The 24,842-nt window shown below is 66.7% G+C and carries 24 protein-coding genes; 17 read left to right on the top strand and 7 right to left on the bottom strand.

Translation table 11 applies throughout. The features are described 5' to 3' along the window. Positions 1-119 precede the first annotated feature (119 nt). The 6 genes from FFI87_RS33090 to FFI87_RS33065 all read left to right on the top strand — a co-directional run bounded on the left by FFI87_RS33090 (position 120) and on the right by FFI87_RS33065 (position 5,558). Positions 120-764 carry a response regulator transcription factor gene (locus FFI87_RS33090; RefSeq protein ID WP_409995127.1) on the top strand — a complete coding sequence of 215 codons (645 nt, stop codon included), beginning with the start codon at positions 120-122 and terminating at the stop codon, positions 762-764. Positions 765-991: 227 nt separating this feature from the next. Continuing rightward, positions 992-1,375 (top strand): response regulator transcription factor, encoded by a 384-nt coding sequence (locus tag FFI87_RS33085; protein WP_012372786.1) that lies wholly within the window; start codon positions 992-994, stop codon positions 1,373-1,375. A 135-nt stretch (positions 1,376-1,510) separates the two neighbouring features. Continuing rightward, positions 1,511-2,638, top strand: a complete 1,128-nt coding sequence (locus FFI87_RS33080) for a sensor histidine kinase (protein WP_138850600.1) — start codon at positions 1,511-1,513, stop codon at positions 2,636-2,638. Between the two features lie 248 nt (positions 2,639-2,886). Next, the gene (locus tag FFI87_RS33075) at positions 2,887-3,735 is read left to right on the top strand and encodes an SDR family NAD(P)-dependent oxidoreductase (RefSeq protein WP_138850599.1); all 849 of its coding nucleotides are present in this window, start codon (positions 2,887-2,889) and stop codon (positions 3,733-3,735) included. Positions 3,736-3,757: 22 nt separating this feature from the next. Further along, a complete protein-coding gene (locus FFI87_RS33070; RefSeq protein ID WP_138850598.1) occupies positions 3,758-4,180 on the top strand; it encodes a DUF3331 domain-containing protein in 423 nt (140 codons plus the stop codon). Between the two features lie 184 nt (positions 4,181-4,364). Continuing rightward, positions 4,365-5,558, top strand: a complete 1,194-nt coding sequence (locus tag FFI87_RS33065; RefSeq protein WP_138850597.1) for an MFS transporter — start codon at positions 4,365-4,367, stop codon at positions 5,556-5,558. Positions 5,559-5,650: 92 nt separating this feature from the next. Here FFI87_RS33065 and FFI87_RS33060 read toward each other — a convergent pair whose 3' ends face one another. Continuing rightward, the gene (locus tag FFI87_RS33060) at positions 5,651-6,904 is read right to left on the bottom strand and encodes a condensation domain-containing protein (RefSeq protein WP_138850596.1); all 1,254 of its coding nucleotides are present in this window, start codon (positions 6,902-6,904) and stop codon (positions 5,651-5,653) included. Positions 6,905-6,996: 92 nt separating this feature from the next. Beyond that, a complete protein-coding gene (locus FFI87_RS33055) occupies positions 6,997-7,443 on the bottom strand; it encodes a cupin domain-containing protein (RefSeq protein WP_138850595.1) in 447 nt (148 codons plus the stop codon). A 325-nt stretch (positions 7,444-7,768) separates the two neighbouring features. Here FFI87_RS33055 and FFI87_RS33050 point away from each other — a divergent pair, with 325 nt between their 5' ends. The 5 genes from FFI87_RS33050 (at position 7,769) to FFI87_RS33030 (ending at position 11,048) form a co-directional block, all read left to right on the top strand. Beyond that, positions 7,769-8,014, top strand: a complete 246-nt coding sequence (locus FFI87_RS33050) for a DUF4148 domain-containing protein (protein ID WP_012372779.1) — start codon at positions 7,769-7,771, stop codon at positions 8,012-8,014. Between the two features lie 49 nt (positions 8,015-8,063). Beyond that, a complete protein-coding gene (locus FFI87_RS33045) occupies positions 8,064-8,480 on the top strand; it encodes an organic hydroperoxide resistance protein (protein WP_012372778.1) in 417 nt (138 codons plus the stop codon). A 57-nt stretch (positions 8,481-8,537) separates the two neighbouring features. Further along, on the top strand, positions 8,538-9,383 hold the full coding sequence (locus tag FFI87_RS33040) for a CPBP family intramembrane glutamic endopeptidase (protein WP_138850594.1): 846 nt from the start codon (positions 8,538-8,540) through the stop codon (positions 9,381-9,383). Positions 9,384-9,585: 202 nt separating this feature from the next. After that, a complete protein-coding gene (locus FFI87_RS33035; RefSeq protein ID WP_006751176.1) occupies positions 9,586-10,134 on the top strand; it encodes an RNA polymerase sigma factor in 549 nt (182 codons plus the stop codon). Beyond that, a complete protein-coding gene (locus FFI87_RS33030; RefSeq protein ID WP_138850593.1) occupies positions 10,131-11,048 on the top strand; it encodes an anti-sigma factor family protein in 918 nt (305 codons plus the stop codon). Before FFI87_RS33035 ends, FFI87_RS33030 begins: the two co-directional genes overlap by 4 nt. A 420-nt stretch (positions 11,049-11,468) precedes the next feature. Here the strand turns inward: FFI87_RS33030 and FFI87_RS33025 are convergent, their stop codons facing one another. After that, positions 11,469-12,374 (bottom strand): ketopantoate reductase family protein, encoded by a 906-nt coding sequence (locus tag FFI87_RS33025; protein WP_138850880.1) that lies wholly within the window; start codon positions 12,372-12,374, stop codon positions 11,469-11,471. A 240-nt stretch (positions 12,375-12,614) separates the two neighbouring features. Between FFI87_RS33025 and FFI87_RS33020 the strand changes: the two genes are divergently transcribed. Further along, complete coding sequence (locus tag FFI87_RS33020) at positions 12,615-13,943, top strand: MFS transporter (protein ID WP_138850592.1); 1,329 nt, start codon at positions 12,615-12,617, stop codon at positions 13,941-13,943. A 175-nt stretch (positions 13,944-14,118) separates the two neighbouring features. Then, on the top strand, positions 14,119-15,282 hold the full coding sequence (locus tag FFI87_RS33015) for an aldose epimerase family protein (RefSeq protein WP_138850591.1): 1,164 nt from the start codon (positions 14,119-14,121) through the stop codon (positions 15,280-15,282). Positions 15,283-15,312: 30 nt separating this feature from the next. Here FFI87_RS33015 and FFI87_RS33010 read toward each other — a convergent pair whose 3' ends face one another. Further along, a complete protein-coding gene (locus FFI87_RS33010; RefSeq protein ID WP_138850590.1) occupies positions 15,313-16,284 on the bottom strand; it encodes an AraC family transcriptional regulator in 972 nt (323 codons plus the stop codon). Positions 16,285-16,378: 94 nt separating this feature from the next. Here FFI87_RS33010 and FFI87_RS33005 point away from each other — a divergent pair, with 94 nt between their 5' ends. Beyond that, on the top strand, positions 16,379-17,212 hold the full coding sequence (locus tag FFI87_RS33005; protein WP_012372770.1) for an oxidoreductase: 834 nt from the start codon (positions 16,379-16,381) through the stop codon (positions 17,210-17,212). An 80-nt stretch (positions 17,213-17,292) separates the two neighbouring features. Here the strand turns inward: FFI87_RS33005 and FFI87_RS33000 are convergent, their stop codons facing one another. Next, entirely contained in the window at positions 17,293-17,667 is a 375-nt protein-coding gene (locus FFI87_RS33000) for a VOC family protein (RefSeq protein WP_012372769.1), read from the bottom strand. Between the two features lie 204 nt (positions 17,668-17,871). Between FFI87_RS33000 and FFI87_RS32995 the strand changes: the two genes are divergently transcribed. Together FFI87_RS32995 and FFI87_RS32990 are read left to right on the top strand one after the other, a co-directional pair. Continuing rightward, positions 17,872-18,924 carry an RNA-guided endonuclease InsQ/TnpB family protein gene (locus FFI87_RS32995; protein ID WP_138850589.1) on the top strand — a complete coding sequence of 351 codons (1,053 nt, stop codon included), beginning with the start codon at positions 17,872-17,874 and terminating at the stop codon, positions 18,922-18,924. A gap of 177 nt (positions 18,925-19,101) precedes the next feature. Next, positions 19,102-19,938, top strand: a complete 837-nt coding sequence (locus tag FFI87_RS32990) for an alpha/beta fold hydrolase (protein ID WP_138850588.1) — start codon at positions 19,102-19,104, stop codon at positions 19,936-19,938. Between the two features lie 81 nt (positions 19,939-20,019). Here FFI87_RS32990 and FFI87_RS32985 read toward each other — a convergent pair whose 3' ends face one another. Further along, a complete protein-coding gene (locus tag FFI87_RS32985; RefSeq protein ID WP_138850587.1) occupies positions 20,020-20,727 on the bottom strand; it encodes a DUF3142 domain-containing protein in 708 nt (235 codons plus the stop codon). A gap of 7 nt (positions 20,728-20,734) precedes the next feature. Beyond that, entirely contained in the window at positions 20,735-22,906 is a 2,172-nt protein-coding gene (locus FFI87_RS32980; RefSeq protein WP_138850586.1) for a hypothetical protein, read from the bottom strand. Between the two features lie 418 nt (positions 22,907-23,324). Here FFI87_RS32980 and FFI87_RS32975 point away from each other — a divergent pair, with 418 nt between their 5' ends. Next, a complete protein-coding gene (locus tag FFI87_RS32975) occupies positions 23,325-24,839 on the top strand; it encodes a hypothetical protein (RefSeq protein WP_138850585.1) in 1,515 nt (504 codons plus the stop codon). Positions 24,840-24,842: the final 3 nt, after the last annotated feature.

Genomic DNA, 24,842 nt, shown 5'->3' with positions numbered 1-24,842 from the left:
GGCGCGACGCGCGGCAGGCGGCGCGCAGCCGGCGGACAGGTTCTTCGCGTTGTTGTGTTTGAGCCGCTGAGCGGTGACTCCTGAAAATTCATCAGCGAATATCGATGCCGGAAACCAGAATGCCCCACGCGACACCTGATCGCAACAGCCGCACCGTCTACGTCGTCGATGACGACGAATTCGTGCGTGCCGCGCTGATCAGCCTGCTGCGATCGATCGACCTGGAGGTTCGCGCCTTTGCGTCGACGGATGAGTTTCTCGCGGCACCGAAGGGCGCGGGGCCGTCATGCCTCGTGCTGGACGTGCGGCTGCGCGGGCAGAGCGGCATCGCGTTTCAGACGTCGCTGGCGGAGAGCGGCGGCCCGCAGATGCCGATCATCTTCATCACCGCGCACGGCGATATCGCGATGACGGTGAAGGCGATGAAAGCCGGCGCGATGGATTTCCTGACGAAACCGTTCCGCGATCAGGACATGATCGATGCGGTGATCGCGGCGCTCGAGCGCGATGCGAAACGGCTGCAGGACGATCACTCGCTGCTCGACCTGCGCGCGTGTTGGGAATCGCTCACACCCCGCGAATGCGAGGTGCTGCAACACGTCGCGACGGGTCTGATGAACAAGCAGGTCGCGGGCAACATGGGCATCGCCGAGATCACGGCCAAGATTCATCGCAGCCAGGCGATGCGAAAAATGAAGTGCCGCTCGGTGGCCGAGCTCGTGCGCAAGATGACCGCACTCGGCATCAACGTACCGTCGCGCTAGTGGCGGCGCGGGCGCGAAACGCGTCGGCGCGGTGCACCGCGCGCCCGGCTTGGGAAAGCCCGAGCGTCACTCGTTTACCCGCATCCTTCATCGACAGGCCCAGGCACCCGCGCCGAGCCTACCCATACGTAGGTATGATGGCGATGCCGCGGCGTGACGGTATGCTGGCAACTTGGGTAACAGTGCTCGGGACGGGCCCGGTCCGTCCCCCTCGTCATTAAGCAGGGATGCCTTTTTCACTCTCAGCCTCCGATCTCGTGTCCATTGTCGACGACGATCCCTTCGTGCGCGCCGCCGCGGGAAGTTTCGTGCGTTCGCTGGGCGGAGAGGCGCGCGAATTCGCGTCGGGGCCGGCATTCCTGGCGTCCGACGTGGTGTCGCGCACGCGGTGCCTGATCTGCGATCTCCAGATGCCCGAGATGGACGGCCTCGAAGTGCTGGCCCGGATGGAAGCGCTCGGCCTGCGTATTCCTACGGTGCTCGTCACGGCGTTCGTCGGCGCTCGCACGTCCGAGCGAGCGCGGGCCAGCACCGCGCTGTGTCTGCTCGAGAAGCCGATCGACGCACAGGAGCTCGAAGGCTGGCTCGCCCGTGCGCTCGGATACGGCTGATCGCCGGCCCGCGCCGCAACGGCAACCTAAACCTTCGTAGGGGGTAGATGGCCGCTTGTTTGATGGTGCGAACCCCCGCACGCATGTTTTCATCGTCCCTGTACCGTCCGCCGCGACGGCGACAGGAGAACGAAGATGGCCAACATTCCTACCTTATCGTCCGGAGCCTGGTTTGACGCTCGGCTCACGCGCTCCATACGCAACTTCAGCCGCACTTGCCGCGAGCATGCACGTGGTTTCGTCGCGTGTCCGGCCCGGCTGTTCGTCGTCGCGGGCGTGCTGTTCGTCGCGGCGGCGCTGTACGACGCTCGCGACCTGCTCGCGCATGCATTGCTTCCCGCCGTCGACCGCGATCTTTTGATGGCGAGCGCGACGTGCGCGCTGCTCGCGCTGGTGGCGGCGGTGCTGTGGCTGCGTGCGCTGCGACTGGACGCGGCAATCCGGCAACTCGCCGCGGCGCTCGAGGACCATGGACTGGAAGAGCTGCCTCGTTCGCTGGTCGAGCACGGCACGCCGTCGATCGCGCGACTGGCCGCCGCGATCAACGGCGCGCATCACCAGCATGCGGATCGCGTGACGGAACTGCTGCATGTGCTCGCCGCCTATGCGCATGATCTGCGCACGCCACTGACGCGCGTGATGCTGCGTAGCGGCATGCTGGAAGATCGCACGGTGCGCGATGCGATGGAGCGCGACCTTGCCGAGATGGGCGAACTGATCAACGCGAGCCTTGCCTGCGCGCGGCTTCAGTGCAGCGTGGCGGAGCCGCCGCGCAGCGTCGACGTGAATGAGTTGCTCGGCTCGCTCGTCGACAACTACCGCGACGCGGGGCTTGCCGTCGCGTTGGACGGGCGGTTGGACTGTCCGCTCGTGACGTTTCCGCATGCGCTGCGGCGCGTGCTCGTCAACCTGCTCGACAACGCACTGCGCTACGGGCGCGATGTCCGCCTGTGCGTTCGCGTCGATGCCCGGCGTGTGATGCTTGCGGTGCTGGATTCGGGGCCGGGCATCGTGCCGGCGGAGATGGAAGCGGTGTTCACGCCGTGGTATCGGGCGCCGCAGACAGCGGCGCGTGCGCCGGGGTCCGGATTGGGGCTCGCGATCGCACGGCGGCTGACACAAGCGATGCAGGGCGAGCTGCAGCTGAACAATCGCAGCACCGGCGGCCTCGAAGCGCGCGTGACGTTGCCGCTTGCTGCTGCCGGACACGATGTCGCGTGCGAGCCGGCACGCGCCTGTCGTTGCGGACGCTATCTGTCCTGACGCACGCAGTGGCCGCTCATCGACAGCGAGGCGTCCTTCGGGACGATTGCGCGATCGCCGCGTCGTACGCACGGTCTCGCCAGATACATTCCGATACGCGACGGACATACACGAGATACATCGCGGGCTCCCAATGACGCATGACGTCGGGTCCGGCGAGTCCGCGATCCCGCGGACGCACGGCGACCACCCGTTTCCACAACCGTGTGCGGGACCGGACGTCGATCGCAAATACCGGGAGTACGACAATGCATGACAGCAAAGTTTGGTTCATCACGGGCTGCTCCGGCGGCCTGGGTCTTCAGCTTGCCGAGGCGGTGCTTTCCGCCGGCCACAAACTGGCGGCAACGGCGAGGGACGTGACGCGTCTTGCCAGCCTGACGGACGCATATGGCGACCGGATTCTGGCGATCCCGCTGGACATCACCGATCCGGACGCGGCGCGCGGCGCCGTCAGCCTGGCGGTCGAGCAATTCGGCCGTCTCGACGTGCTGGTGAACAACGCGGGCTATGCCGATCTGGCGTCGATCGAAGACATCACCGACCAGGCGCTGCACGAGCAGATCGAGGTCAACTTCTTCGGCGTGTGCAATCTCACGCGCGCGGCGTTGCCGTTCATGCGTCGGCAACGGGCCGGCCACATCATTCAGATCTCGTCGGTGGGCGGACGAGTCGGCGGCCCCGGGCTCGCCGCCTATCAGGCAGCCAAGTGGGCGGTGGGCGGGTTCTCCGAAGTGCTGGCGAAGGAGGTCCGCGATTTCGGCATCCAGGTCACGATCGTCGAGCCGGGATCGATGCGGACCCGCTGGGCCGGTTCGTCGATGACCATTCCGCCGATCAGCGACGCGTACAAGCCGATCATCGAACCGGTAGCGGCGCGCTTGCGCAGCATCGACGGCATGCAACCCGGCGATCCGGCGCGCATTGCCCAGGCGCTGCTCGGCATCGCCGGATCGCCTACCGCGCCTTTGCGATTGCTGATGGGCAGCGACGCGGTCGCGGTAGCCGGCGCGGCCGCAAGGTTCCGCGCGGAAGAGGACGCGCAATGGCGCGAATTGAGCGAATCGGTTTCGTTTCCGCCGGTGCAGACCGAATGAAGCCGGCTGCCGGAGACTGCAGATGATCACGCTGTCCGAAGACAACATCGTCGCGCGGGTGCTGCTGAACGTGCTCGATCCATCCGCCGAGCAGCTTCACGCGTGCACGAAGAAGTGGGCCGTCGGCCACCGGCCGCGCCGTGCAAGCACGGGTTCGCGCACGGCGCGGCGGCCCGTCAACGTCGTGATCGTGAGGCGGATTTCGGCCAGCGCGATCAGCGTTTCGTGGAGCGACGCGTGTCTGGGCAAGTCTACCGAGCAGATCTGGAGCCGGGGTTTTGCCGACGGCGCGGCGATATGTGCACTGAGCGGGCGTTGCATCGGCCGCGGCGACCCGGTGTTTCGCCCTCTCGCCGGCGAGGCGCGCGTTCCGGTCAGTCGGGAACTCACGATCCTCGCCGCCACGGTCGCGCAGCGTCCCGATCTGCCGCTCGCCGATACCTGAGCGCGTCGAACGCGTGTGCGGGAACGTGGGCGGTCGTCGGCGCCTATACGAACGTATGCGGCGCATCATCGGAACAGTTCATTTCCTCGATTGCGGATTGTGCGGATCATGTTGCGATGGATGGGGGCGGCGAGCTGTTCGCGCCGCCGCCCGAACCGACCGGAATCTTGAAACAAGGGGAAGCATGATGGCCGATCCACGCACGATGTCGCCGCGCGTCTCCGCGTTCGTGCTGCTCGGCGCGCTGCTGACGGCATGCGGCTACGGCGCGACATTTCTGCTGTCGATGCATTTCCGTGTGGCGGGCGGAAGCGACATCGACACGGGGGCCGCACTGGCCGAAGCGATGATCGGTGCGCTGCTCGGCCTGCCGCTGGTCGCGTGGTGCGCGCACCGGATCGGCGCCGCGCGGGCGACCGCGCTGGCGGCGCTGGTCGTGGGCGCGGGCGTCGTCGGCTTCGCGCTGATCGCGCGCACCGGCTCGCTGAGCGTCGTGCCCGGCTTGCTGGTCGGCATCGGTTGGGGCGGCTTCTGCCTCGCGGCGCCGATAATGATCGCGGAGCGCACGGCGGATATCGAACGTGAGCGCTGGTTCCTGCGGTTCGGGTCGTTTCAGATGGCTGGCGTCGGCGGCGGTCCGGCCGTTGCGGCACTCGCGATACGCAATTGGCACTGGACGACCGGCGCGGTGTTCTGCACGGTCGGCGCGCTGTGCGCGACGGCCGCGGTGATGCTGGAATGTTTCGGCCGCCTGTCGCCCGCGTCGCACGCCGTCGCGCCACCGGTGCGGGATCGGTGGGTTCGCGAGATGGGCGCGATCGTCCGCACGCCTGCGATCTATCCGATCGCGATCATCGCGCTCGGCTCGAGCGTCTTCTCGGGGCTGATGACGTTCCAGATGTCGATGGCGCAGGGCCCCGGCGTGAAGGCCGGAACGTTTTTCGGTCTGTATTCGGCCACGGTGGTCGTCATCCGCGGGCTGCTCGGCGCGGTCGTGATTCAGATCCGCCTCAGCGCGACGACGCAGATCCTGCTCGGCTTCATGATCCTGAGCGTTGCCGTGACGTTCGCCGTGCCGCACAACGCACTGCTTCATTCGGCCAGCGCCGTGCTGCTCGGCACCGGATATGGCCTCGTCTATCCGATCGTGCAGGCGCAGGCCGTCAACAGTGCCGACGCGCGGCATCGGCACGCGGTGCTGACGTGGTTCGTGGCGTCGTATTTCGTCGGCGCATTCGGGTTCCCCGCGCTCGGGAGCATGGTGCTTGTGAGCATGGGCAAGACGATGCTGTTGATCCTGATTGCCACATGCGGGCTGGCGGCGCTGCTTCTGTCGATCGTCGAGCACCGCAAGCGGGTGTTGCCGGTGGCGTGCTGAACGCGCGCGCCGGCGTTCCGGAATCCGTCTGCCGGTGCGACGCGCGACGAAGGTCGGCGTCGAGCGCACACGAGGCGAGCAGCCTCCGACGGTCAGCTCACGGCGTCCTCGAGAATCGCGCGGACTTCTTCGAGCAGTCCGCGTATCGCGCCATGGCTCGTATGCGTGAGACGTAGCACGCCATCGATCGTGCACGCGCCGATGATCTGGTCGTCGGCGAAACCCGACGTCACGATGGGGCCCCACAGCGCGTTGAGCGACACGCCTTCGTACGCGGCAGCAATCGGCTGATTGCCCAGATTCGACACCATGACGTCGAAGGCCAGCACGGCCGACAGGAACCCCGCCGCATGCTCGACGCTCGGCCGCGTGGACATCACGGCATCAAGCGCCTTCAGTTCCGCCGCCACGCTCGCGCGCGCTTGCGACGGTGCGAGATCCTGTTTGATCTTGCGGGCGGCGGTCCATAGATCCGTACCGCGCGGGTGATCGTCGATCGTGATGGTCTGCGTGATGTAGACGCCGGCGGCGACACGCGCGTCGTCGGAGGGACCGCGCAGGTCGATCGGCGTGACGGTCCTCAACGCGCGTTCGGTCCACGCGCTGGACAGACGCCGGCCGGCTTCGTGAACGGCCGCGGCAATCGCGCCGTGCACGGTGGTTTGCTCGGCACGTGCGCGGACCACGAGCCGGCGAGTAATGTCGGCGGAAAGCGCAAGGGCGTCGACATGCGGCGCTTGCGCCGCATCTGGACGAAATGGCTTGGGCGCGGGCGCCGGCGACGGCGGCGGCAACACGGCGGCATGGCTCAGATCGGTATCGAGCACGGTCTCCAGCGACGGCACCAGCGGCAACGGCGCCAGTCGCTCGCCCGACAGGATGCGCAACAGCTCGTCGATCAGCGATGCACTGCCCAGGCCGTCGATCACGGAATGATGCGCGACCAGAATCAGCGTCGAGCTGCGTTCGCCTTGCAGCAAGGTCGCGCGCAGCAGGGGCGCCGCGGACCCGACGAAGCGCGTGGCGATTTCGCGGGCCGCTTCCGCCTGCCACGCAGTCGGGTCTTGCTCGAGCACGCGCAACGGCACCGTGGCGTCAGTCACGCGATAGAAGCCTGAATGCTGTTGCGCGTCGACGGCGATGCAGGTCGATAGCAGCGGATGCCTGTGCTGCAGCGCCTGAAACGCCGCGTGCCATGCGTCCGGCGCAAAGCGCCGGTCGATCTCGGCGACCATCGCGAAGTGCGTCGGCCGATTCTGGTCGAGCAGCCAGAACAGGTGTTCCGTGCTCCCGAGCGCGCGCACGAGCCGCTGCTTGTCGTCGATTTCCTGCGATTGATTCCGCACCCTAGGACTCCCGAAGTGATGGTCTGCCTCAACAGAACAATCGAGGTGGGTGCGCTATTCCGCCATGGCCGATACGCTCGACATGTGCCGGACTATTTTTTCCTGTCGTCGGGGTTGTAGGTCACGTAGAGCTTCGTATAGCCCGGCGTGTCGAAATGTCCGGTCCATCCCTTTGGAAGCGTGACGGCCTCGCCGGTCTTCACGAGCATCACCGAACCGTCCGACGACGTGAGCTTCACGCTGCCTGAAAGAAAGTACAGGAATTCGTTGTACGGCAGCCCGTGCGGGCCCTTGATTTCCTCATGCGACGGGCCGGATCGATACACGCCGGTCTGGTAAGCGTTGTCGGTCGACGTGAACGTCGCGACGTCCGCGCTCGTTTCGCCGGCTTCGTCTTTTTTCACGGCGTCGGCGCGATTGAATATCGCACCGGCAAGGTCGGACCTCGACGCCTTGATCGGCTTGATCGTTTCGGCGTGCGCGTCGACCGCAGTCATGACGCTGAACGACAGCAGCGCTGCGAGGGCGTAACTGGACATCGGCTATCTCTCCGTTGGTTTTTTCGCGGCAGCGACGTGAAGGGTGAACGCGCTGTCGTGGCGCCATTTTGTCGGAAAAACCTGCCTTCGTTTGGCGATCGATCGAAAACGAGACGGCAGTTTTGTTTCTCAATGTGTATGAAACCGGTCTGGATACATGGCCTTGCAAAAGCCATTTGTCGAGACACACGTCAGATACGTGGTCTGGATTTAATGCATCTCATCGATCGAATCCGATCAGGGCGCGCGAGACGGCTTCGCGAGATCAGCGAACGCCGAGCGCCCCGACAGATTCACGACAGCCGAATTTATCCAGGAGAACGACATGAAAGTAAAGACGATCGCTTTGGTTTTCGCGGCGTGCGCCGCCGTTGCAGCCACCACTTCCGCTTTTGCAAGCAGCGCCGCCGACACGAGCATCAACGACCAGACCGTCGCGCAAGCGAGCCAATGGGCGACGGGCGGCAAGGCGCCGAAGGGCAAGACGCGCGCCCAGGTTCGCGCGGAACTGGTGCAAGCGGAGAAAGACGGCCAGCTCGCGGCGCTCGAACAGCTCTACCGCGGCAGTTGATCGCGGGCCTCGCCATTCACCCACCCCGTTCTTCAACACGACCCCGACCATGAACCACGAAACGAAAATTCTGTACACCGGCGAAGTTCGCACCACCGGCGGCCGCGACGGCGCCGCGCACAGCGCGGACGGCCGCCTGGATGTGAAGCTCTCCGCGCCGGGCTCGGCCGCGCCCGGCACGAATCCCGAGCAGTTGCTGGCCGCGGGCTGGTCGGCCTGCTTCATCGGTGCGATGGGCCTGGCCGCGCAGAAGCTGAAGGTTTCGCTGCCGCGCGACACGCATGTCGATGCGCAGATCGATCTGGCCACGAACGACGGCGCGTACTTCCTGCAGGCACGGCTGAACGTCAGCGTGCCGGGCGTCGACGCCGACGTCGCACAGGCGCTGGTCGATGCGGCGCACCAGACGTGTCCGTATTCGAAGGCGACGCGCGGCAACATCGACGTGGTCGTCACGGTGGCCTGATACGCGTGCGGCGCTCGACGCGATCGACGCGCCGTTGGCAACTCTCCGGAAGGTGCAATGACCGCATTGACGTGGTGTGCGATTTTTCTGGCCGCGCTGACGGCGATCTCGAGGCTGCCGCGCGGGCTCACGCTGAGCCTGCTCGCGATCGGCTATGCGATCGCGTTCGCGTCGCGGCAGTTGCAGCCGGCCGCACTCGTGCCGATCGCGCTGCTGGTCGGCACCGGCGTGCTGTTGCAGCGGAATCTGCCGTTCGTCGGCAAGGTTTTGTGCAACGTCGTGTTCTGCGTCATTGCGGTCGGTCTGTTTCAGCATTGGCTGCCGGGTTTCGACAATCTCAGGGTGATTCATGCGGCACGCCTGACGCCGGATGCGGCGCCCTACACGATGTATCTGAACTTCGACAAGCCGCTGATCGCGTTCTGGCTGGTGCTGGCCTACCCGTGGGTGCTGCCGGAGAAGCCGCTGTCGACACGGGTGATCGCGGCGGTCGTCGCGTGCGCGGTGACATCGGCGGTCTGCTTCTCGATCGCGTGGTGGGCCGGATTGATTGCGTGGGCGCCGAAGTGGCCGCATTTCGCATGGCTGTGGGTGCTCGACAACCTGCTGTTGGTCGCGTTCGCGGAAGAAGCGTTTTTCCGCGGCTATGTCCAGGCGGGCGCAACACGGTTGATGCGCGCGCAACCGAATGCCGGCTGGCTGGCGCTTGTCGCGGGCGCCGTGCTGTTCGGCCTGGCTCATTACCAGGGCGGCGTGCTGCTGGTTCTGCTGGCCGGCCTGTCCGGCATCGGTTACGGGCTGGCCTGTCGCGCGGGCGGTCTGCAATCGGCCGTGCTCGCGCACTTCGGCGTCAATCTGGTGCAGTTCGGGTTGCTGACCTATCCATTCATCGCCCGTGCCTGAGCGAACGCGCGCTCTGGCACGAGGACCTGCGATCCGGCAGTTCGGGTAATACGCGACGGCGGATGGAATATCTGCGCCGTCCAGCTGTTTACGTGCACTGCAGGGGTGTTGCCCGCTCAATTTCGCCTAAACCCATGGATACACGTCAGATACTGCAGTTCGTCAACGTCGGCTTGGTTGCACCGCGGGAGGATCGACGTAGATGACCGCAGCCGAACTGTCCGCCATGCTCCCCGCGATGCTGCCGCGTCTCTGGACCTTCGCGCTGCGAATCTCCGGCGACCGGCACGACGCCGAGGATCTCGTACAGGGCGCGTGCGTCCGTGCGCTCGAACGAGCGCATCAGCTACGACCGGGAACCGCGCCGCTCAGCTGGATGTTCTCGATCGTGCAATCCACCTGGCTCAACGAACTCCGCGCACGCAGCGTGCGTCGGCGCTCGGGCATGGACTGGGACGACGACCTGCTCGAAACCATCGCCGATCCCACCGCGCCGACCCTGGAACAGCAGGCGCTCGATGCGCAGATCGTCAGGGCGGTGCAGCAGCTGCCCGAAGCGCAGCGCGTGGTGATGTTGCTGGTCGCGGTGGAAGGGCTCAGCTATGGCGAAGCGGCCGAGGCGCTCGGCGTACCCATCGGGACGATCATGAGCCGGCTTTCGCGTGCCCGCCAGACGATCGGCGCCCTGTTCAGCGATGGAAAGGAACGACCCATGAAGGGCGCAGCGAAGAGTGAGGATCAGGGGGCATGAAAATGGACGACATCCTGCTCATGGCATACGTGGATGGCGAACTCACGTCGCACGAGCGAGAGGAAGTCGACAGGGCGATCGACACGTCGGCCGATATCGCCAGGCGGGTTGCCCTGTTCGAAGCATCGGTGTTGCCCTATCAGTATGCGTTCCAGCGTCAGGAATGGCCGCCGCTGCCGCAGAGCCTGGTCAGCAAGGTCGCTGAAATCGCGCGGGCGTATACCGGGCCTTCGACGCCGTCCGCGACCCGCGGAGCGCGTCGCGTGGATGCACCGGCGTCGCGGCCCGACGCGCGCGCGCACGCGCCGTCTTCCGCGCCGGTTCGCTCGCGCGTTCGCACGATGGTGCCGTGGCTCGCTGCCGCGTTCGTCGCGGGCGCGTTCTGCTGCGGCGCCGTCCTGCACTTCGTGCCGCGTGACGCGCTGATGAGCGCGCGCACGCAGATATCCCCGTGGATCATGGCAGCCGTGAACTATCAGCGGCTCTATACGCGCGACACCGTTGCTTTCGATTCGTTGAATCTGGCGGCCGCCGCGCATATGGTTGAAAACATTCGCCGCGACGACGGGCTGCGGATCCGCATTCCGGACCTGCGCTCGGTCGGGCTGACCTTCAAGCGCATACAGCGGCTGAATTTCAATCACAAGCCGCTGGTGCAGATCGTCTATCTGCCCGAAAAAGGCTTGCCCGTGGCGCTGTGCGTGATGAAGGACGAACGGCCCGACACGGCGCTCGCGCGACAACAGGTCGGCAGCATGGAGGTCGTGACGTGGCGCCGTGCCAGTGTCACCTATGCGCTGATCGCCGCGCCCGGCGACACCGACCTCGGCGCGATCGGCAAGCGGATCGCCGACAACGGCATGGAAGAAGTGGTCGGTGAGCTGCAGCAGGCCGGCCCGGCGATCGCGAGCTGAGCGTTCGCGGCGGCGACACCGTGCGCGCGCCGCGGCCGGCATGCCGATGCGTCACGGTTCGTGGGGGCCGTCAGGCGTCGGCGTGAGCAGCCGGTTGAGGCTGGCGGCCATTTGCCGCGCCTGGGGCTGAAGTTCCGCGATGACCTCGCTGGCATCCGCGATCGCACGCCGGCTCGCGAGGCCTGCATCAAACACGCGAGACCGTCGGTTTATTCCCGGCACCGCGGTGACGCCGATAGATGGCTTCTGTCGCTTTCGGGCGCCGGCGTCGCTGCCGCCACCAAGGGCGGATTCGGCGCCACGACTTCGCTGTTGGCGAAGGCGACGGTGTATCCGATCTCTCGCGATAGGCTGAATGTGTTCGTCCGTCTCCGGCGACCTGACTGCCTGCCACGGTCGACCCCACGCGATCGTCGCCCGTCACGCGCGCGCCGCGGCCTTGGCTTCCAGCATCTTCACGAGCAGATGGAGTGTCCGATTGACCGGCGTGCCGATGCGGGCGGCCAGACCGCGCCGAACGACCGCGCCGTTCAGATGGTCGATTTCGCCGGGCTTGCCGCGCGCCAGATCCTGCGCTGTCGAAGAATATTGGCCCGGAGGAATCGTAGCTTCGATTTGCGCGACGATATCCACCGGCTGGTCGCCGAGATGCACGCCTTCGGCCGCGGCGACGGCGATGCATTCGGCGACGATCGCGCACATCGTTTCGCGCAACGCATCGCGATGCGGCATCTCGCCCAGCGGCAGGTGCACGATCGCGGAAATCGCGTTGTAAGCGCAGTTGAGCATGAACTTGCGCCAGAGTACCGCGCGCACGTCGTCGGCTATCCGGGTGGGAATGTCCGCTGCGCGCAGCACGTGTGCCAGCCGTTCGCTGGACGGCGACGCTTCGATCGCGAGATCGCCGCGGCCATGGTGGAGCAGATGCCCGGGGCCGGCCATCTCGCTCGCCACGTAGACGGCCGCGCAAATGACCGGCTGCGCGATCTCCGCCCGCAACAGCGCCGCGTTGTCGACGCCATTTTGCAGGCTGACCACGATGGCGTCCGGCGCCAGCACGTGACGCAACCCGCGCGCGGCCTCGGCGGTATCGCCGGCTTTCACGCAGATGAAGACCACGTCGGCCGAGCCGGCGGCGGCGATGTCGGTCGACGCATGGGCGGACACGCGGGTGTCGAACGTGCGCGTCTGAATGCGCAAGCCGTGGTCGCGGATCGCGTCGACATGCAGCGGACGGCCAATGAACATGACCTCGTGGCCGTGCAGCGCCAGCATGCCGCCGAAGTAGCAGCCGACCGCGCCGGCGCCGAGGACCGCAAACCGCATGATGTCTCCGAGGGAATCAATGAACATGGGATGCGCGAACAAGCCGCATGGGTGAAACAGGCACGTCGGCCCGTCCATGCACGTCAAACACGCGAGACCGTCGGTTTATTCCCGGCACCTTCGTGATTCCGATAAATCGGACGCGCGACGGAATGACGCGAACGCGTCGCGTGTTCTCGTGAGTGGCACGTCATCGGCCCGGAATCGGCATGCCGATCGGAAACCCAACCTCTTCCAGGAATGAATTCATTGAACGCGTCTCAGATTCCGCTTGCGCCGCCCCGTCCGCTGACAGGCAGCGACCACCGAACGCTGGTGCTCGCCGCGCTGGGCGGCGCACTAGAGTTTTACGACTTCGTGATTTACGTGTTTTTCGCGACGGTCATCGGTCAATTGTTCTTCCCGCAGTCGATTCCCGACTGGCTGCGCCAGGTGCAGACGTTCGGGGTTTTCGCGGCCGGCTATCTCGCGCGCCCCCTCGGCGGCGTGATCATGGCGCATTTCGGCGATCTCGTCGGCCGCAAGCGCATGTTCACGATGAGCGTGATGCTGATGGCACTCCCGACGTTGATGATGGGGTTGCTGCCGACCTATGCATCGATCGGCGTGGCCGCGCCCGTGCTGCTCCTGCTGTGCCGTGTGTTGCAAGGCGCGGCCGTGGGCGGCGAGGTGCCCGGCGCGTGGGTGTTCGTTTCCGAGCACGTGCCGCCGCGCCATGTCGGCTATGCATGCGGCCTGCTGACGGGCGGCCTGACGCTCGGCATCCTGCTCGGCTCGCTGATCGCGGCGGGGATCAACCAGCACTACTCGCATGCCGCCATCGGCGAGTATGCATGGCGGATTCCTTTCGTGATCGGCGGATTGTTCGGAATCCTGTCCGCATTTCTGCGACGCTGGCTCCATGAAACGCCCGTGTTCATCGACATGAAGCGCAGCCGCGCGCTGACCCGCGAGGTGCCGTTGAAGGCGGTGCTGCGCGATCACGGCAGGGCCGTGCTGGTTTCGATGATGCTCACGTGGACGCTGACCGCCGCGATCGTCGTCGTGATCCTGATGACGCCGACGCTCGTCGCGAAGCGTTTTCATATCGAGCCGGCGCTTGCGCTGCAGGCCAATTCGGCCGCGACGCTCTGCCTGACCATCGGATGTATCGTCGCCGGTACGGTGGCCGGACGCATCGGCACCGCCCGCACGATCTTCTGCGGCTGCCTGCTGCTCGGCGCATCGTATTTTTTCATGCTCCGGCAGCTCGCCGTCGAGCCGTCATTGCTGCTGCCACTCTACGCGGTATCCGGTTTCTTCGTCGGCGCGGTGGCGGCGATCCCGGTCGCCATGGTCAAGGCATTTCCGCCGGTCGTGCGTTTTTCGGGGATCTCGTTCTCGTATAACGTCGCGTATGCGCTGTTCGGCGGCCTGACGCCGGTGTTCGTGTCAGTGATGCTGAAGTCGAACCCGCAGGCGCCGGAAATTTATGTGGGCACGCTGTGCATCGTCGGCGCGCTGGCAGGCTTCGCGTTGCGCCCTGCACGGTCGTCATCCGGGATCGAGGCGGCCATTTCGAAGCCGTGACCGGGCCGCACGACGATCTGGACCTGCGTTGACGCGAAACGGCGCGGGTCGACCGTCGTCGATGTTCATGCGCGATGGCCGGCGGCATTCCCCGAGCGCGTCGGTCGGCCTATCTCCGGGCGCCGCACGGGCATACAATTTGCCCCACGCGAAGAACCCGCTTCGGAGGCATTCCATGAAACGACTTTGGCCGCTCCACCCGCTACTCGCGATCTGTGCGCTCGCAACGTTCGGGCCATACGCAACCGCCGCATCGACGGCGCCCGACGTGACCCTCGGCCGCGCGGACTACGGCACGACCGCCGCGGGGCAGGCGGTGAGCCAGTACACGCTGGCCAACGCGCGCGGCGTGACGCTGAAGCTCATCACGTACGGCGGCATCGTGACCACGCTCGAGGTGCCCGACCGCACCGGCAAGATCGCCGACATCGTGCTCGGCTTCGATTCGCTGCGCGACTACGAAGCGCACAACGGCAACATCCACTTCGGCGCGTTGATCGGCCGTTATGCGAACCGCATTGCACGCGGGCGCTTCACGCTCGGCGGCAAGACGTGGACGCTGCCGGTCAACGACCCGCCGAACACGCTGCACGGCGGCCCCGACAGTTTCGACGCGAAGGTGTGGACGGTGACCGGCACGCACAGCGATGGCAACGGGGCGAGCGTGACGCTGCGTTACGTGAGCCCCGACGGCGAGAACGGCTTCCCCGGCACGTTGACGACGGACGTGACCTACACGCTGACGCGCGACAACCTGATCCGCATCGACTATCGCGCGACGACGGACCAGACCACGGTCGTCAACCTGACCAACCACAGCTATTTCAACCTCGCGGGGCAGGATGGCGGCAGTGTCGAGCGGCAGTTGATCGAGATCGCCGCGTCGCGCTTCACGCCGACCGACGGCACGTCGATCCCGACCGGGCAACTCGCGAGCGTGGCGGGCACGCCGATGGACCTGCGCCAGTTGACGCCGATCGGCGCGCATCTGCGTGACAACGATGCGCAGCTCGTCGTCGCGCATGGCTACGACCAGAACTGGGTGCTCGACCAGGGCGGCCAGTCGGCCCCGGCGTTTGCCGCGCGCGCGTACGATCCGGCGTCCGGGCGGTTTCTCGAGGTGTACACGACGCAACCGGGGCTGCAGTTCTATACGGCCAACGGGTTGAACGGCAGCGTCGCGGGCAAGGGCGGGCGGGCTTACCGGCAGACCGACGCGTTCGCGCTGGAAGCCGAGCACTTCCCCGATTCGCCGAACCATCCGTCGTTCCCGACGACCGTGCTCAAGCCGGGGCAGACGCTGCACGAGGTGACGGTATGGAAGGTGGGCGCGCGATGACCGCGTTGACGCGCGGCGGGCTGCGGCACGTCAATGCGACGACACATACACCGCATCGTCGAACGCCGCCGGAATCGCGAACTGCGCGCGCATGCGCTTCGTCTCCTGCGCGGGCGTGAGCCCGAACAGCCGCTTGAATTCCCGGCTGAACTGCGACGGGCTCGTATAGCCGACTGCGTACCCGGCCGCCTCCGCGGTCAGGTCCTGGCGCACCATCAGCAGGCGTGCCTGATGCAGTCGCGTCGACTTCAAATACTGCATCGGCGACACCTGCGTGATCGCCTTGAAGTGGCTGTGGAAGCTCGGCACGCTCATCCCGGCCTCGCCGGCCAGGCGCGACACGTCGAGGGCCTGCGCGTAGTCGGCGTGGATCACGCGCAGCGCACGGCCGATCCGGCCGAACTGGCCGCGCATCGCCAGCGCGTTTCTCATCGCGCTGCCCTGCGCGCCGGTGAGCACGCGGAAATACAGCTCGCGCAGCAGCCCCGGGCCGAGCACCGCCGCTTCGAGCGGCCGATGCATCGCTTCGACGAAACGCAGCACGCTCGCCTGCATCGCTTCGTCCATCGGCGTCGACATCATGCTCCGCGGCGCCTGCACGGGCTCCGCGAGCCCCGCGCGATCGATCTGCGCGGCCAGCTCGGCGGCCATCGGGAAATCGAGGTGCAGATACAGCGCGAGCAGCGGCTGCTCCGCCGTCGCGTCGGTTTCCATGCTGAACGGCACGGGCACCGACACCGCCAGATAGTGATCCTCGTCGTACAGATAGCGTTCGCCGCCGAAATAGCCGCGCTTGCGGCCCTGGCACACGATCACGATGCCCGGGTCGTACAACACCGGCGTGCGCGACAGCGCGCGATTCGAACGCAGGATGCGCACGCTCGGCAGCGCGGTCAGGTTGTAGCCTTCGTCGGGCGCCAACGCGTGCAGCAACGCGATCAGGCGTTGGCGGCCGCGCGCGGGCAGCGACGGCGATCGGGGCGAGGAGGGTGCGGCGCTCATAGTTTTGTACAAGAAAATCAGCAGAATCGGGCTTATTCGGCGTAGGTCGTCAGACTAGCATGCATGCTTCGATCGACATTTGGGAGAAGCTCACATGGCATCCGGTAACGTCATGCTCATCACCGGCGTCAGCAGCGGCTTCGGCCGCGCGCTCGCGCAGGAGGCGCTGGCCGCGGGTCGTACGGTGGTCGGCACCGTCAGAAGTGAAGCGGCGAGGCAGGCGTTCGAAGCGCTGTCGCCGCATGCGGCCATCGGGCGCGTGCTCGACGTGACCGACTTCGAGCGCATCGACGGCGTCGTCGCGGATATCGAGGCGAGCGTCGGCCCCGTCGACGTGCTGGTGAACAACGCCGGCTACGGGCACGAAGGCATCCTGGAGGAGTCGCCGCTGTCGGAGATGCGCCGGCAGTTCGACGTGAACGTGTTCGGCGCGGTCGCGATGATGAAGGCCGTCGTGCCGTTCATGCGCGAGCGCCGGCGCGGCCGCATTCTGAACATCACGTCGATGGGCGGCCACATCACGATGCCGGGCATCGCGTATTACTGCGGCAGCAAGTTCGCGCTGGAAGGGATTTCGGAAACGCTCGGCAAGGAGTTGGAGCCGTTCGGCATCGCGGTGACCGCCGTCGCGCCGGGCTCGTTCCGCACCGACTGGGCCGGCCGTTCGATGACGCGCACGCCGCGCTCGATCGCCGACTACGACGCGATCTTTGATCCGATCCGCCAGGCGCGCGAGGAAAAGAGCGGCCGGCAATTGGGCGATCCCGCCAAGGCGGCGCGCGCGATGCTCGCGGTCATTGAGGCGGACCGTCCGCCGGCCCATCTGTTGCTGGGCAGCGATGCGCTGCGCCTCGTGCGCGCCAAATGGGCGGCGCTGGAAGACGAGATGCGCACGTGGGAGGCAGTGACCGTGTCGACGGACGGTTGACGCGCAATGGCTCGCGTGTCACGCATCCGCGGTCGGTTGCGTGACGCGCGGATGCAGTGCATCGTGGCCCGATCGAACGATCAGGCCTCGGGCCGCGAGCAAACGGCTTCGATGTTGTGCCCGTCCGGACCGATGACGAACGCCGCATAGTAGTGCGCGTGGTACTGCGGGCGCAGGCCGGGTGCGCCGTTGTCCTTGCCGCCGGCCGCCAGCGCCGCGCGGTGGAACGCGTCGACCTGCGCGCGCGTGTCGGCCGCGAATGCGAGGTGAAGATGGGCCGGCTTCTCGTCGGTCTGGAACAGGCACAGCGTCGGCTTGCCCGGCACGCCGAGTTCGACGCCGTAGGTCGGCACGCCTTCGTCGAGGACCGCCACGCCGAGCGGTTCGAGTGCGTGGAGAAAGAATGCCTTGCTGGCTGCGTAGTCGCTGACACCGAATTTGACGTGATCGAACATGAATGTCCCTGAAGTGAGTGGGGCTGCACGGCGGATCCGAAGCGATATTGCCATACGGCGCGGCGGCCCGCCGGGCCTCGTTCATCAGAATTTGCTCCGAGAAACCCCGCCATTTCCCCCCAGGGGACTTCCTTCGGGGCGGATGGCGGGAGGGAAAGGAGTGCTGTTGACAGGCAGCTTCTTCCACGGGTTAGGATCACCGGCATGATTCTTGTCTACCGCTACCGGGTGAAGTCGCTCAACGGACTGCTCAACAAGCAGAGCCGTGCGGTGAATTACGTCTGGAACTTCTGCAATGACACGCAGAAGCACGCGCTCAAGTGGAGCAAGAAGTGGCCGACGGGATTCGATCTGAACGTGCTGACGACGGGGAGCAGCAAGGCGCTCGGCATCCACTCCGGCACGGTCAACGCGACGTGCGAGCAATATGCGAAGTCGCGCAGTCAGCACCGTCGGCCCCACCTGCGCTATCGCGGCAGGAAATCGCTGGGCTGGGTGCCGCTGAAGGGGCGTGACCTGAAGCGCGAGGGTGACGCGTTCCGTTTCGCCGGCAACACGTTTCGCGTGTTCAACAGCCGACCGCTTCCCGAAGGCAAGATCAAGGATGGGACCAACTTCGCGCAGGATGCGCGCGGCAACTGGTTCTTGAATATCGTGATCGAGATGCCCGATGTTCAGGCCCGCCCGATCCGTTCTGGTGTCGGCATCGATCTTGGCCTGAAAGACTTCGCCACACTTTCGACCGGCGAGAAGCTGCCCAATGACCAGTTCGGTCGACGAGCGGCGGAAAAGCTGGCGAAAGCGCAACGGGCGCGCAAGCACAAGCGGCATATCGCGAAGTTGCACGCCAAGGTCGCGAATGCCCGCGCCGATTTCCAGCACAAACTTGCGCTCGATCTGGTGCGGCGCTTCGATTACATCGCAGTCGGCAACGTGTCGGCCGCCAAACTTGCCAGAACCAGGATGGCGAAAAGCGTCTACGACGCATCCTGGTCGTCCTTCCGAGAAAAGCTCCGTTACAAGGCGATGGCGCACGGGGCAACGTTCGAGGAAGTCGACGAAAGCGGTTCCACCCAGTCCTGTTCGGCGTGCGGGTCGAAAGACAGCACGACGCGGCCGAAAGGTATCGCGGGACTGCGAATAAGAGAATGGGCCTGCAGTGACTGTGGTGTCGTGCATGATCGTGATACCAACGCTGCGCTGAACATTCTCCGATGCGGACGTGCATCGCCAGGTGTGGGAATCACCTGCCTTTAGGCGGGTGAGGACGTCAAGCCGGATTCAGTTCGTTTCATGACAGGGTCGCAGTTTTCCGTTACAACGGCTAAGTGCCGCATCGATCGGCGCGGTGTGCCGCCGCGCTGCGGTTCGTGCCGACACCCGTCCGGGTGCCCGGCCGGCACGCGTTCATTCACCCCAAAGGAGCCTGCAGCCATGCCTTACATCACCACGAAGGACAACGTCGAGATCTTCTACAAGGACTGGGGCGCGAAGGATGCACAGCCGATCGTGTTCCACCATGGCTGGCCGCTGTCGTCCGACGATTGGGACGCCCAGATGCTGTTCTTCGTCCAGAAAGGCTATCGCGTGATCGCGCACGACCGCCGCGGGCACGGCCGCTCGGCGCAGGTGTCCGACGGCCACGACATGGATCACTACGCGGCGGATGCGTTCGCGGTGGCCGAGGCGCTCGACCTGCGCAACGCAGTGCACATCGGTCACTCGACCGGCGGCGGCGAAGTCGCGCGCTACGTGGCCCGGCACGGCGAGCCGGCCGGCCGCGTCGCGAAGGCGGTGCTGGTCAGCGCGGTGCCGCCGCTGATGCTGAAGACGGACGCGAACCCGGAAGGCCTGCCGCTCGAGGTGTTCGACGGCTTCCGCAAGGCGCTCGCCGACAATCGCGCGCAGTTCTTCGTCGATGTGCCGAGCGGCCCGTTCTACGGCTTCAACCGGCCCGGCGCGACGGTGCACCAGGGCGTGATCCAGAACTGGTGGCGCCAGGGCATGATCGGCAGCGCGAAGGCGCACTACGAAGGGATCAAGGCCTTTTCGGAAACGGACCAGACCGAGGATCTGAAGGCGATCACCGTGCCGACGCTCGTGCTGCATGGCGAGGACGATCAAATCGTGCCGATCGCGGATGCCGCGCTGAAGTCGATCAAGCTGCTGAAGAACGGTTCGCTGAAAACCTATCCGGGCTACTCGCACGGGATGCTGACGATCAACGCGGACGTGCTCAACGCCGACCTGCTGGCTTTCGTGCAGTCGTAACGGTGTAAGCGGTGCATGCCCGCTTCGGCGGGCTGCGTCGCCGATGTGCGGGCGGGATGGCGGCCACCGCGTTTTCGCCCGCTAATCGTTGCGTAGAAATACGACGTAGCCGCGAAACCACGGATTCGCGGCGAGGTACGGCGGCGCGTCCCACTCGCCGCCCTGGATCACGCCGATGCGAAACGGCAGCTGCAGCCGCGCGACGCGCGGCAGGTAGGCCGCATGGTCGGGAATCGTGGTGCGCCCCTGGTAGGTCTGCACGACCACTTCATCGACGATCCCCCTGAGCTGGTTGACCTGGTCGGTATCGATGCGGCTGCTCCAGTCGAGCAGCCCCGTGATGCTCAGCCGGCAATCGGCGGGCAGCGTGTCGCGCAGCGTGCGCAGGAATTCGAGGTAATCCTGCAGGTGGCGCGTGCGCGCGTCGAAGTCGATCTGGATACCGGTGATCGTGCGGCCTGACGCGCGCCAGCGCTCGAGCTGCGCGAGCATGATCCGCGTCACGCGCGGCGTCCAGCGCAGCGTATGCGCACGATAGACGAGCCACACCCGCGCATTCGGCGCGGGCGGCAGCGCGACGCCCTGCGCGATGACGCGTACCTGCGACTCGTCGCGCGGCGACGCTTCGATCTGCCCTTGCAGCACGTACAGCGTGCGCGCGCCGCTGACGACCGGCTGCGGCTTCACACTGGCCCACAGCCAGAACGCGTCGTACCGCGCGGCATCGACGGTGCCGGACAGCGCGACGCGGCAGGCCAGCAGCAGCGCGACACACGCGATGCGCTTCACGCGGCGCTCACCAGTAGTAGCGGAGCTTGCGCGCCCACGGGGTGCCCGGATAGGCGGTCTTCAGCGTGTCGAACCAGCGCTTGCGCACGTTCTTCGGCACGTCCTTGCCGCCGCATTCGTTGGAGCCGCCGGGCGCATAGCAGTTGATCGCGCGGTAGAGCGCATACGCGCGGTCGTTCGGGCTGGCCTGCGCATCGGCGATCACGGTCACGTAGCTCGACATCCGCTCGTACGGCTTGCCCGCGAACTGCGACGGCGCGCCGCCGAGCGTCGGCGGCACGCGCGTGGCGGCTGCCGCCGACGCGTTGCGCATCCACGGCGGCACCGCGTCGCCTTCGAGGCCGACCGCGGGCGGATGAAGGCGCACGAAATCGGCGAGGCAGTTCAGCCCTTTCGCGTCGGCGGGATTCTGTTGCAGCGCCGCGGCGATCTCGCGCGCGGACGGGCACACGTAGCTGTCGTCGTTTCGGGCGCCCGATGCGATGAACGGTTTCAACGGAGCGGCGGGCGCGCCGGATACCAGCGCGGTATCGGCGATGAAATCGGCGTAGTGCGCGCGCGTGAACTCCTTGTACAGCAGCGTGTACAGGGCGGTGTCGCGCAGCGCGGCGCCGGTCGCCTGGTTCTGCGCCTGTGTGCGCAGTAGGTCCGCACTAGCCGTGTGCTGCAGCAGGACGGCGCGGATCGCGGCGTTTTGCACGAGCGAATCGTCGGCGAACACGTCGTTGACGAGCCCGGCCTGCTCCAGGTTGATCGCGAGCGCGAGCTCCAGCGCCTCGCGCTGGAAGCGCAATTTCGCGAGCGGAATCAGGTCGCGCCACAGCTGGCGCGCCTTGTCGCCCTGGCCGCTATCCTCCAGCGCGAACGCGCGCAGCGCCTGCTGGCTCAGGCCGAAGTAGTCGAGCGGCGCGGCGGGCGTGGACGGCAGCAACGCGAGCGCGGCATCGGGCTTGCGCCCGATCTGCACATACCAGGTGGCGAGCAGGTAGTCGTACAGCGCGGGCGCGTTCGCGAAGCGCGGTTTCTGCGCCTGCAGGTCGTCCAGCGTCAGCGGCTTGCCGCGGCTCGAGTCGCTGTTGTCCGACGTACGCATGCGCAGCAGGTCGACGGTCGCGAGCACGGTCGGCGACTGGATCTGGCGCGCGTCGAGTTCCGACCCGAACAGCAGCTTGCTGTCGAGTTCGTTCGCCAGCTGGATCAGCGGCACGTTCGACGTCGCCGGCGACCAGCGCGCGAGCGCGTGGCCGTAGAGGTCGGCCTGCTGCGCGACGTCTCCGCCGAGCCACGCAACGCGCCGCAGCAGCCCGTTGGCCGAAACCGCATAGCGCCCCTGCGGATACACCTTCAGGTAGGTGCGAAACACGGTATTCGCGGCGTCGAGCGACACGTTCGTGACGCGGGCGCGCGACGGCGTCGGGCTGTCGTTGTCGAATGCGTTGGCCTGCGCGGCGTTCAGTTGCGCGCGCCCGGCCATATAGAGGCCGGTTTCCTTCAGCCACGGGTTCGCGCTGTGCGATGCGCTCGCGAAGGCGCGCGTCGCGGCGTGGAAGTCGGCGCGGTAGAACGCGTTCGTGCCGTCGAGGTACGCGGCGAACTGCTGGCCGAGCGGCGACTTGACCGGCGGCTTCGTCCACGCGGCGCTCGCGCCGCCCGCGGCACAGGTTTTCTGCGCGATCTCGGTGCGCGCCGCGCGCAGGCGGGCGGCTTCGTCGGGGGGAAGGCCGCCGGCACCGTCCAGCGCGTCGTTGAACGCGTCCGCGCCCGCGTCCATGCTGCGACAGATGCTGCCTTCGCCGTCGGCGTACCGGTTCGACGGCGCATCGGCGTCCGCTGCGCCGCCGGCCGGATCGGGCGCCTTCTGGCCGATATCGATCCACCCGGAAAAATCCATTGGGAACGGCACGATCATCTGGCTGATCCGGTCTTTCGGCGGGATGGTCTTCGGGTCCGGAAACACCCGCGCGACCTTGGCGCCATCGACCATCATCAGCATCGCGTTGATGCGCGTGTCGTTGGCGGGGCTCAGCATCGGCACGTTGCCGCACGAGTACGTACCCTGCCGGAGCGTGGGCGGCACGTTGCAGCTGTCGTCCGAGCTGGCGTGGGCGGCGGGCAGGCAAAGCAGGCTGGCCGCCAGCGCGGCGAGCAGGTTTCGGTTCAGCGTCGGGTTTCTCGGCATTTTTCTTGTACTGGTGTGGGGCCGCGGCGGCCGGTTCTCTCAGCGGGCATTTCGCCTCGGCGCGTATCGTACCTCACGAGCCGCTTCGGTCGCCGGCCCGGCGAGATGGAAGTCCACTCACTGTAGACGCAACGCCACCTTGAATCCCGAGCGCATGAATTAAGATGCAGCCGGCAGTGACGGACATCCGGCGATCGACGACAAGCCGTCGTCTTCGCCGTCCGACGGGGGGGCTGCAGAAGGCGGCGTTCGGGTCGATCCGATCGACGGAATCGATCCCGACGGGGACATGAAACGGCGCCGCGTTGCATGCCTGTTCAATAGTATTGCTAATCGATCGGCCGACCGACGCGATGCGGCGACGTTTCGGCCAACGGCAGACGAGAGCATGCCGGAAAAAGAAAACAAGAGGATTCCGATGAAACCCATTGCATGGTTGGTCATGTCGGCCGTTCTCGCGCTGAGCGCATGCGGCGGCGACGACGTTGCCACGAACGGCGGCGCGTCGTCGTCGACGCCGGGCAATCCCGGCTCACCGTCCGGGACGACACCGCCCGGCGGCGGCGGCGGCGGTTCGAGCGGCGGCCCGACGGGCGGCGGCGCCGCGCAGCCGCAGGCCGGCTGGTCGACGGCCGTCGCGGTGGACGGCAAGGGACCGGAAGGCGACCCCAGCGTGACGATCGACGCGAGCGGCAATGCGCTCGCCACGTGGATGACCCTTGGCCCGGCCGGCGCGAACGGCAACGAAATGTGGGGCGCGCGCTATGTCCCGGGCTCGGGCTGGGCCGGCGCGACGCGGCTCGACACGAGCGACGGTTCGCATTCGATGAACGGGCTGACCGGCGTTCAGCCGCAACTGGTCGGCAACGCGAGCGGACAGGCGGTCGCGTTCTGGACGGAATGGATGCCGGGCCCCAACACGTACGCACTGTGGGTGCGCCCGTACAGCCCGGCTACCGGCTGGGGCGCGCCGCTCGAGCTGGCGGCGGACATGGCCGGTTCGTCGTATACGGCCGGGATCGACAGCCAGGGCAACGCGCTCGTCGCGTGGACGCAATCGATCAGCCTGCTCGATACACGCATCGCATGGACCCGCTATACGCAGGCGGGACAGTGGTCGCCGACGGCGCTGATCCAGATGCCGGTGCAGACCGGGCCCGGCGCGGTGACCGGCGATACCGACAACGTGAGGCCGATGATCTCGGTGCTGCCGTCCGGCCGCGCGGTGCTCGCGTGGCGGCAGACCAACCATACGCAGTCGGCGCTGTGGACGGCCACGTACGACGCGACGAACGGCTGGACCGACGTCAACCAGGCCGTCTCGAACACGAGCCTGTTCACGACGATCATCTCGCCGGTGGCCGGCATGGACGCGAACGGCAACATCACGCTGCTCTGGGGGCAGCTCGATGTAACGGGCGGGCAGATCCTCACGGCGACGATGTCGCAACGCTACGTGGCCGGCACCGGGTGGCAGCCCGCGCAGCCCGTCGCGCCGGCGATCGCGGAGCCGACCGGGTTCATCGCGACGCCGATGCTGACCGTCAACGAAAACGGCATGGCTGCCGCGATGTGGGCCGAAGGGGGCGCCGTTCTGCAGGCGAGCGTGTCCGATGCCAGCGGCAACTGGGGACCGCTGCAGCGGCTGACGGAGCACCTGAACGGGGCGGCCGCGCAGTATCCGCCGCTGGTGATCGACGCGGCCGGGAACGTGACGGCCGCATGGCAGGACACGGGCTTGCCGGGCGCGTCGGCCGTCATCGCGGCCACCTACCGGAACGGTGCGTGGAGCGCGTCGACGGTGGCGGCGCAGAGCGCATCGTGGCCGGCGCTGGCTGTCAACGGCACGGGGTCGATGGCGCTCGTCTGGCAGTCGTACGTCGCGAGTATCGGCAGCCAGCTGCAGTCCAGTTTCTATACCCCGGGCACGTAATCG

This window comes from Burkholderia sp. KBS0801 (assembly GCF_005937855.2).
Taxonomy (GTDB): Bacteria; Pseudomonadota; Gammaproteobacteria; order Burkholderiales; family Burkholderiaceae; genus Burkholderia; species Burkholderia ambifaria.
This window is presented reverse-complemented; position numbering and strand designations above follow the sequence as displayed.

Coding starts and splice junctions, on each gene's coding strand:
- FFI87_RS33090 (WP_409995127.1), top strand. CDS start 120: ATGCCCCACGCGACACCTGATCGCAACAGCCGCACCGTCTACGTCGTC.
- FFI87_RS33085 (WP_012372786.1), top strand. CDS start 992: ATGCCTTTTTCACTCTCAGCCTCCGATCTCGTGTCCATTGTCGACGAC.
- FFI87_RS33080 (WP_138850600.1), top strand. CDS start 1,511: ATGGCCAACATTCCTACCTTATCGTCCGGAGCCTGGTTTGACGCTCGG.
- FFI87_RS33075 (WP_138850599.1), top strand. CDS start 2,887: ATGCATGACAGCAAAGTTTGGTTCATCACGGGCTGCTCCGGCGGCCTG.
- FFI87_RS33070 (WP_138850598.1), top strand. CDS start 3,758: ATGATCACGCTGTCCGAAGACAACATCGTCGCGCGGGTGCTGCTGAAC.
- FFI87_RS33065 (WP_138850597.1), top strand. CDS start 4,365: ATGATGGCCGATCCACGCACGATGTCGCCGCGCGTCTCCGCGTTCGTG.
- FFI87_RS33055 (WP_138850595.1), bottom strand. CDS start 7,443: ATGTCCAGTTACGCCCTCGCAGCGCTGCTGTCGTTCAGCGTCATGACT.
- FFI87_RS33050 (WP_012372779.1), top strand. CDS start 7,769: ATGAAAGTAAAGACGATCGCTTTGGTTTTCGCGGCGTGCGCCGCCGTT.
- FFI87_RS33045 (WP_012372778.1), top strand. CDS start 8,064: ATGAACCACGAAACGAAAATTCTGTACACCGGCGAAGTTCGCACCACC.
- FFI87_RS33040 (WP_138850594.1), top strand. CDS start 8,538: ATGACCGCATTGACGTGGTGTGCGATTTTTCTGGCCGCGCTGACGGCG.
- FFI87_RS33035 (WP_006751176.1), top strand. CDS start 9,586: ATGACCGCAGCCGAACTGTCCGCCATGCTCCCCGCGATGCTGCCGCGT.
- FFI87_RS33030 (WP_138850593.1), top strand. CDS start 10,131: ATGAAAATGGACGACATCCTGCTCATGGCATACGTGGATGGCGAACTC.
- FFI87_RS33025 (WP_138850880.1), bottom strand. CDS start 12,374: ATGCGGTTTGCGGTCCTCGGCGCCGGCGCGGTCGGCTGCTACTTCGGC.
- FFI87_RS33020 (WP_138850592.1), top strand. CDS start 12,615: ATGAATTCATTGAACGCGTCTCAGATTCCGCTTGCGCCGCCCCGTCCG.
- FFI87_RS33015 (WP_138850591.1), top strand. CDS start 14,119: ATGAAACGACTTTGGCCGCTCCACCCGCTACTCGCGATCTGTGCGCTC.
- FFI87_RS33010 (WP_138850590.1), bottom strand. CDS start 16,284: ATGAGCGCCGCACCCTCCTCGCCCCGATCGCCGTCGCTGCCCGCGCGC.
- FFI87_RS33005 (WP_012372770.1), top strand. CDS start 16,379: ATGGCATCCGGTAACGTCATGCTCATCACCGGCGTCAGCAGCGGCTTC.
- FFI87_RS33000 (WP_012372769.1), bottom strand. CDS start 17,667: ATGTTCGATCACGTCAAATTCGGTGTCAGCGACTACGCAGCCAGCAAG.
- FFI87_RS32995 (WP_138850589.1), top strand. CDS start 17,872: ATGATTCTTGTCTACCGCTACCGGGTGAAGTCGCTCAACGGACTGCTC.
- FFI87_RS32990 (WP_138850588.1), top strand. CDS start 19,102: ATGCCTTACATCACCACGAAGGACAACGTCGAGATCTTCTACAAGGAC.
- FFI87_RS32980 (WP_138850586.1), bottom strand. CDS start 22,906: ATGCCGAGAAACCCGACGCTGAACCGAAACCTGCTCGCCGCGCTGGCG.
- FFI87_RS32975 (WP_138850585.1), top strand. CDS start 23,325: ATGAAACCCATTGCATGGTTGGTCATGTCGGCCGTTCTCGCGCTGAGC.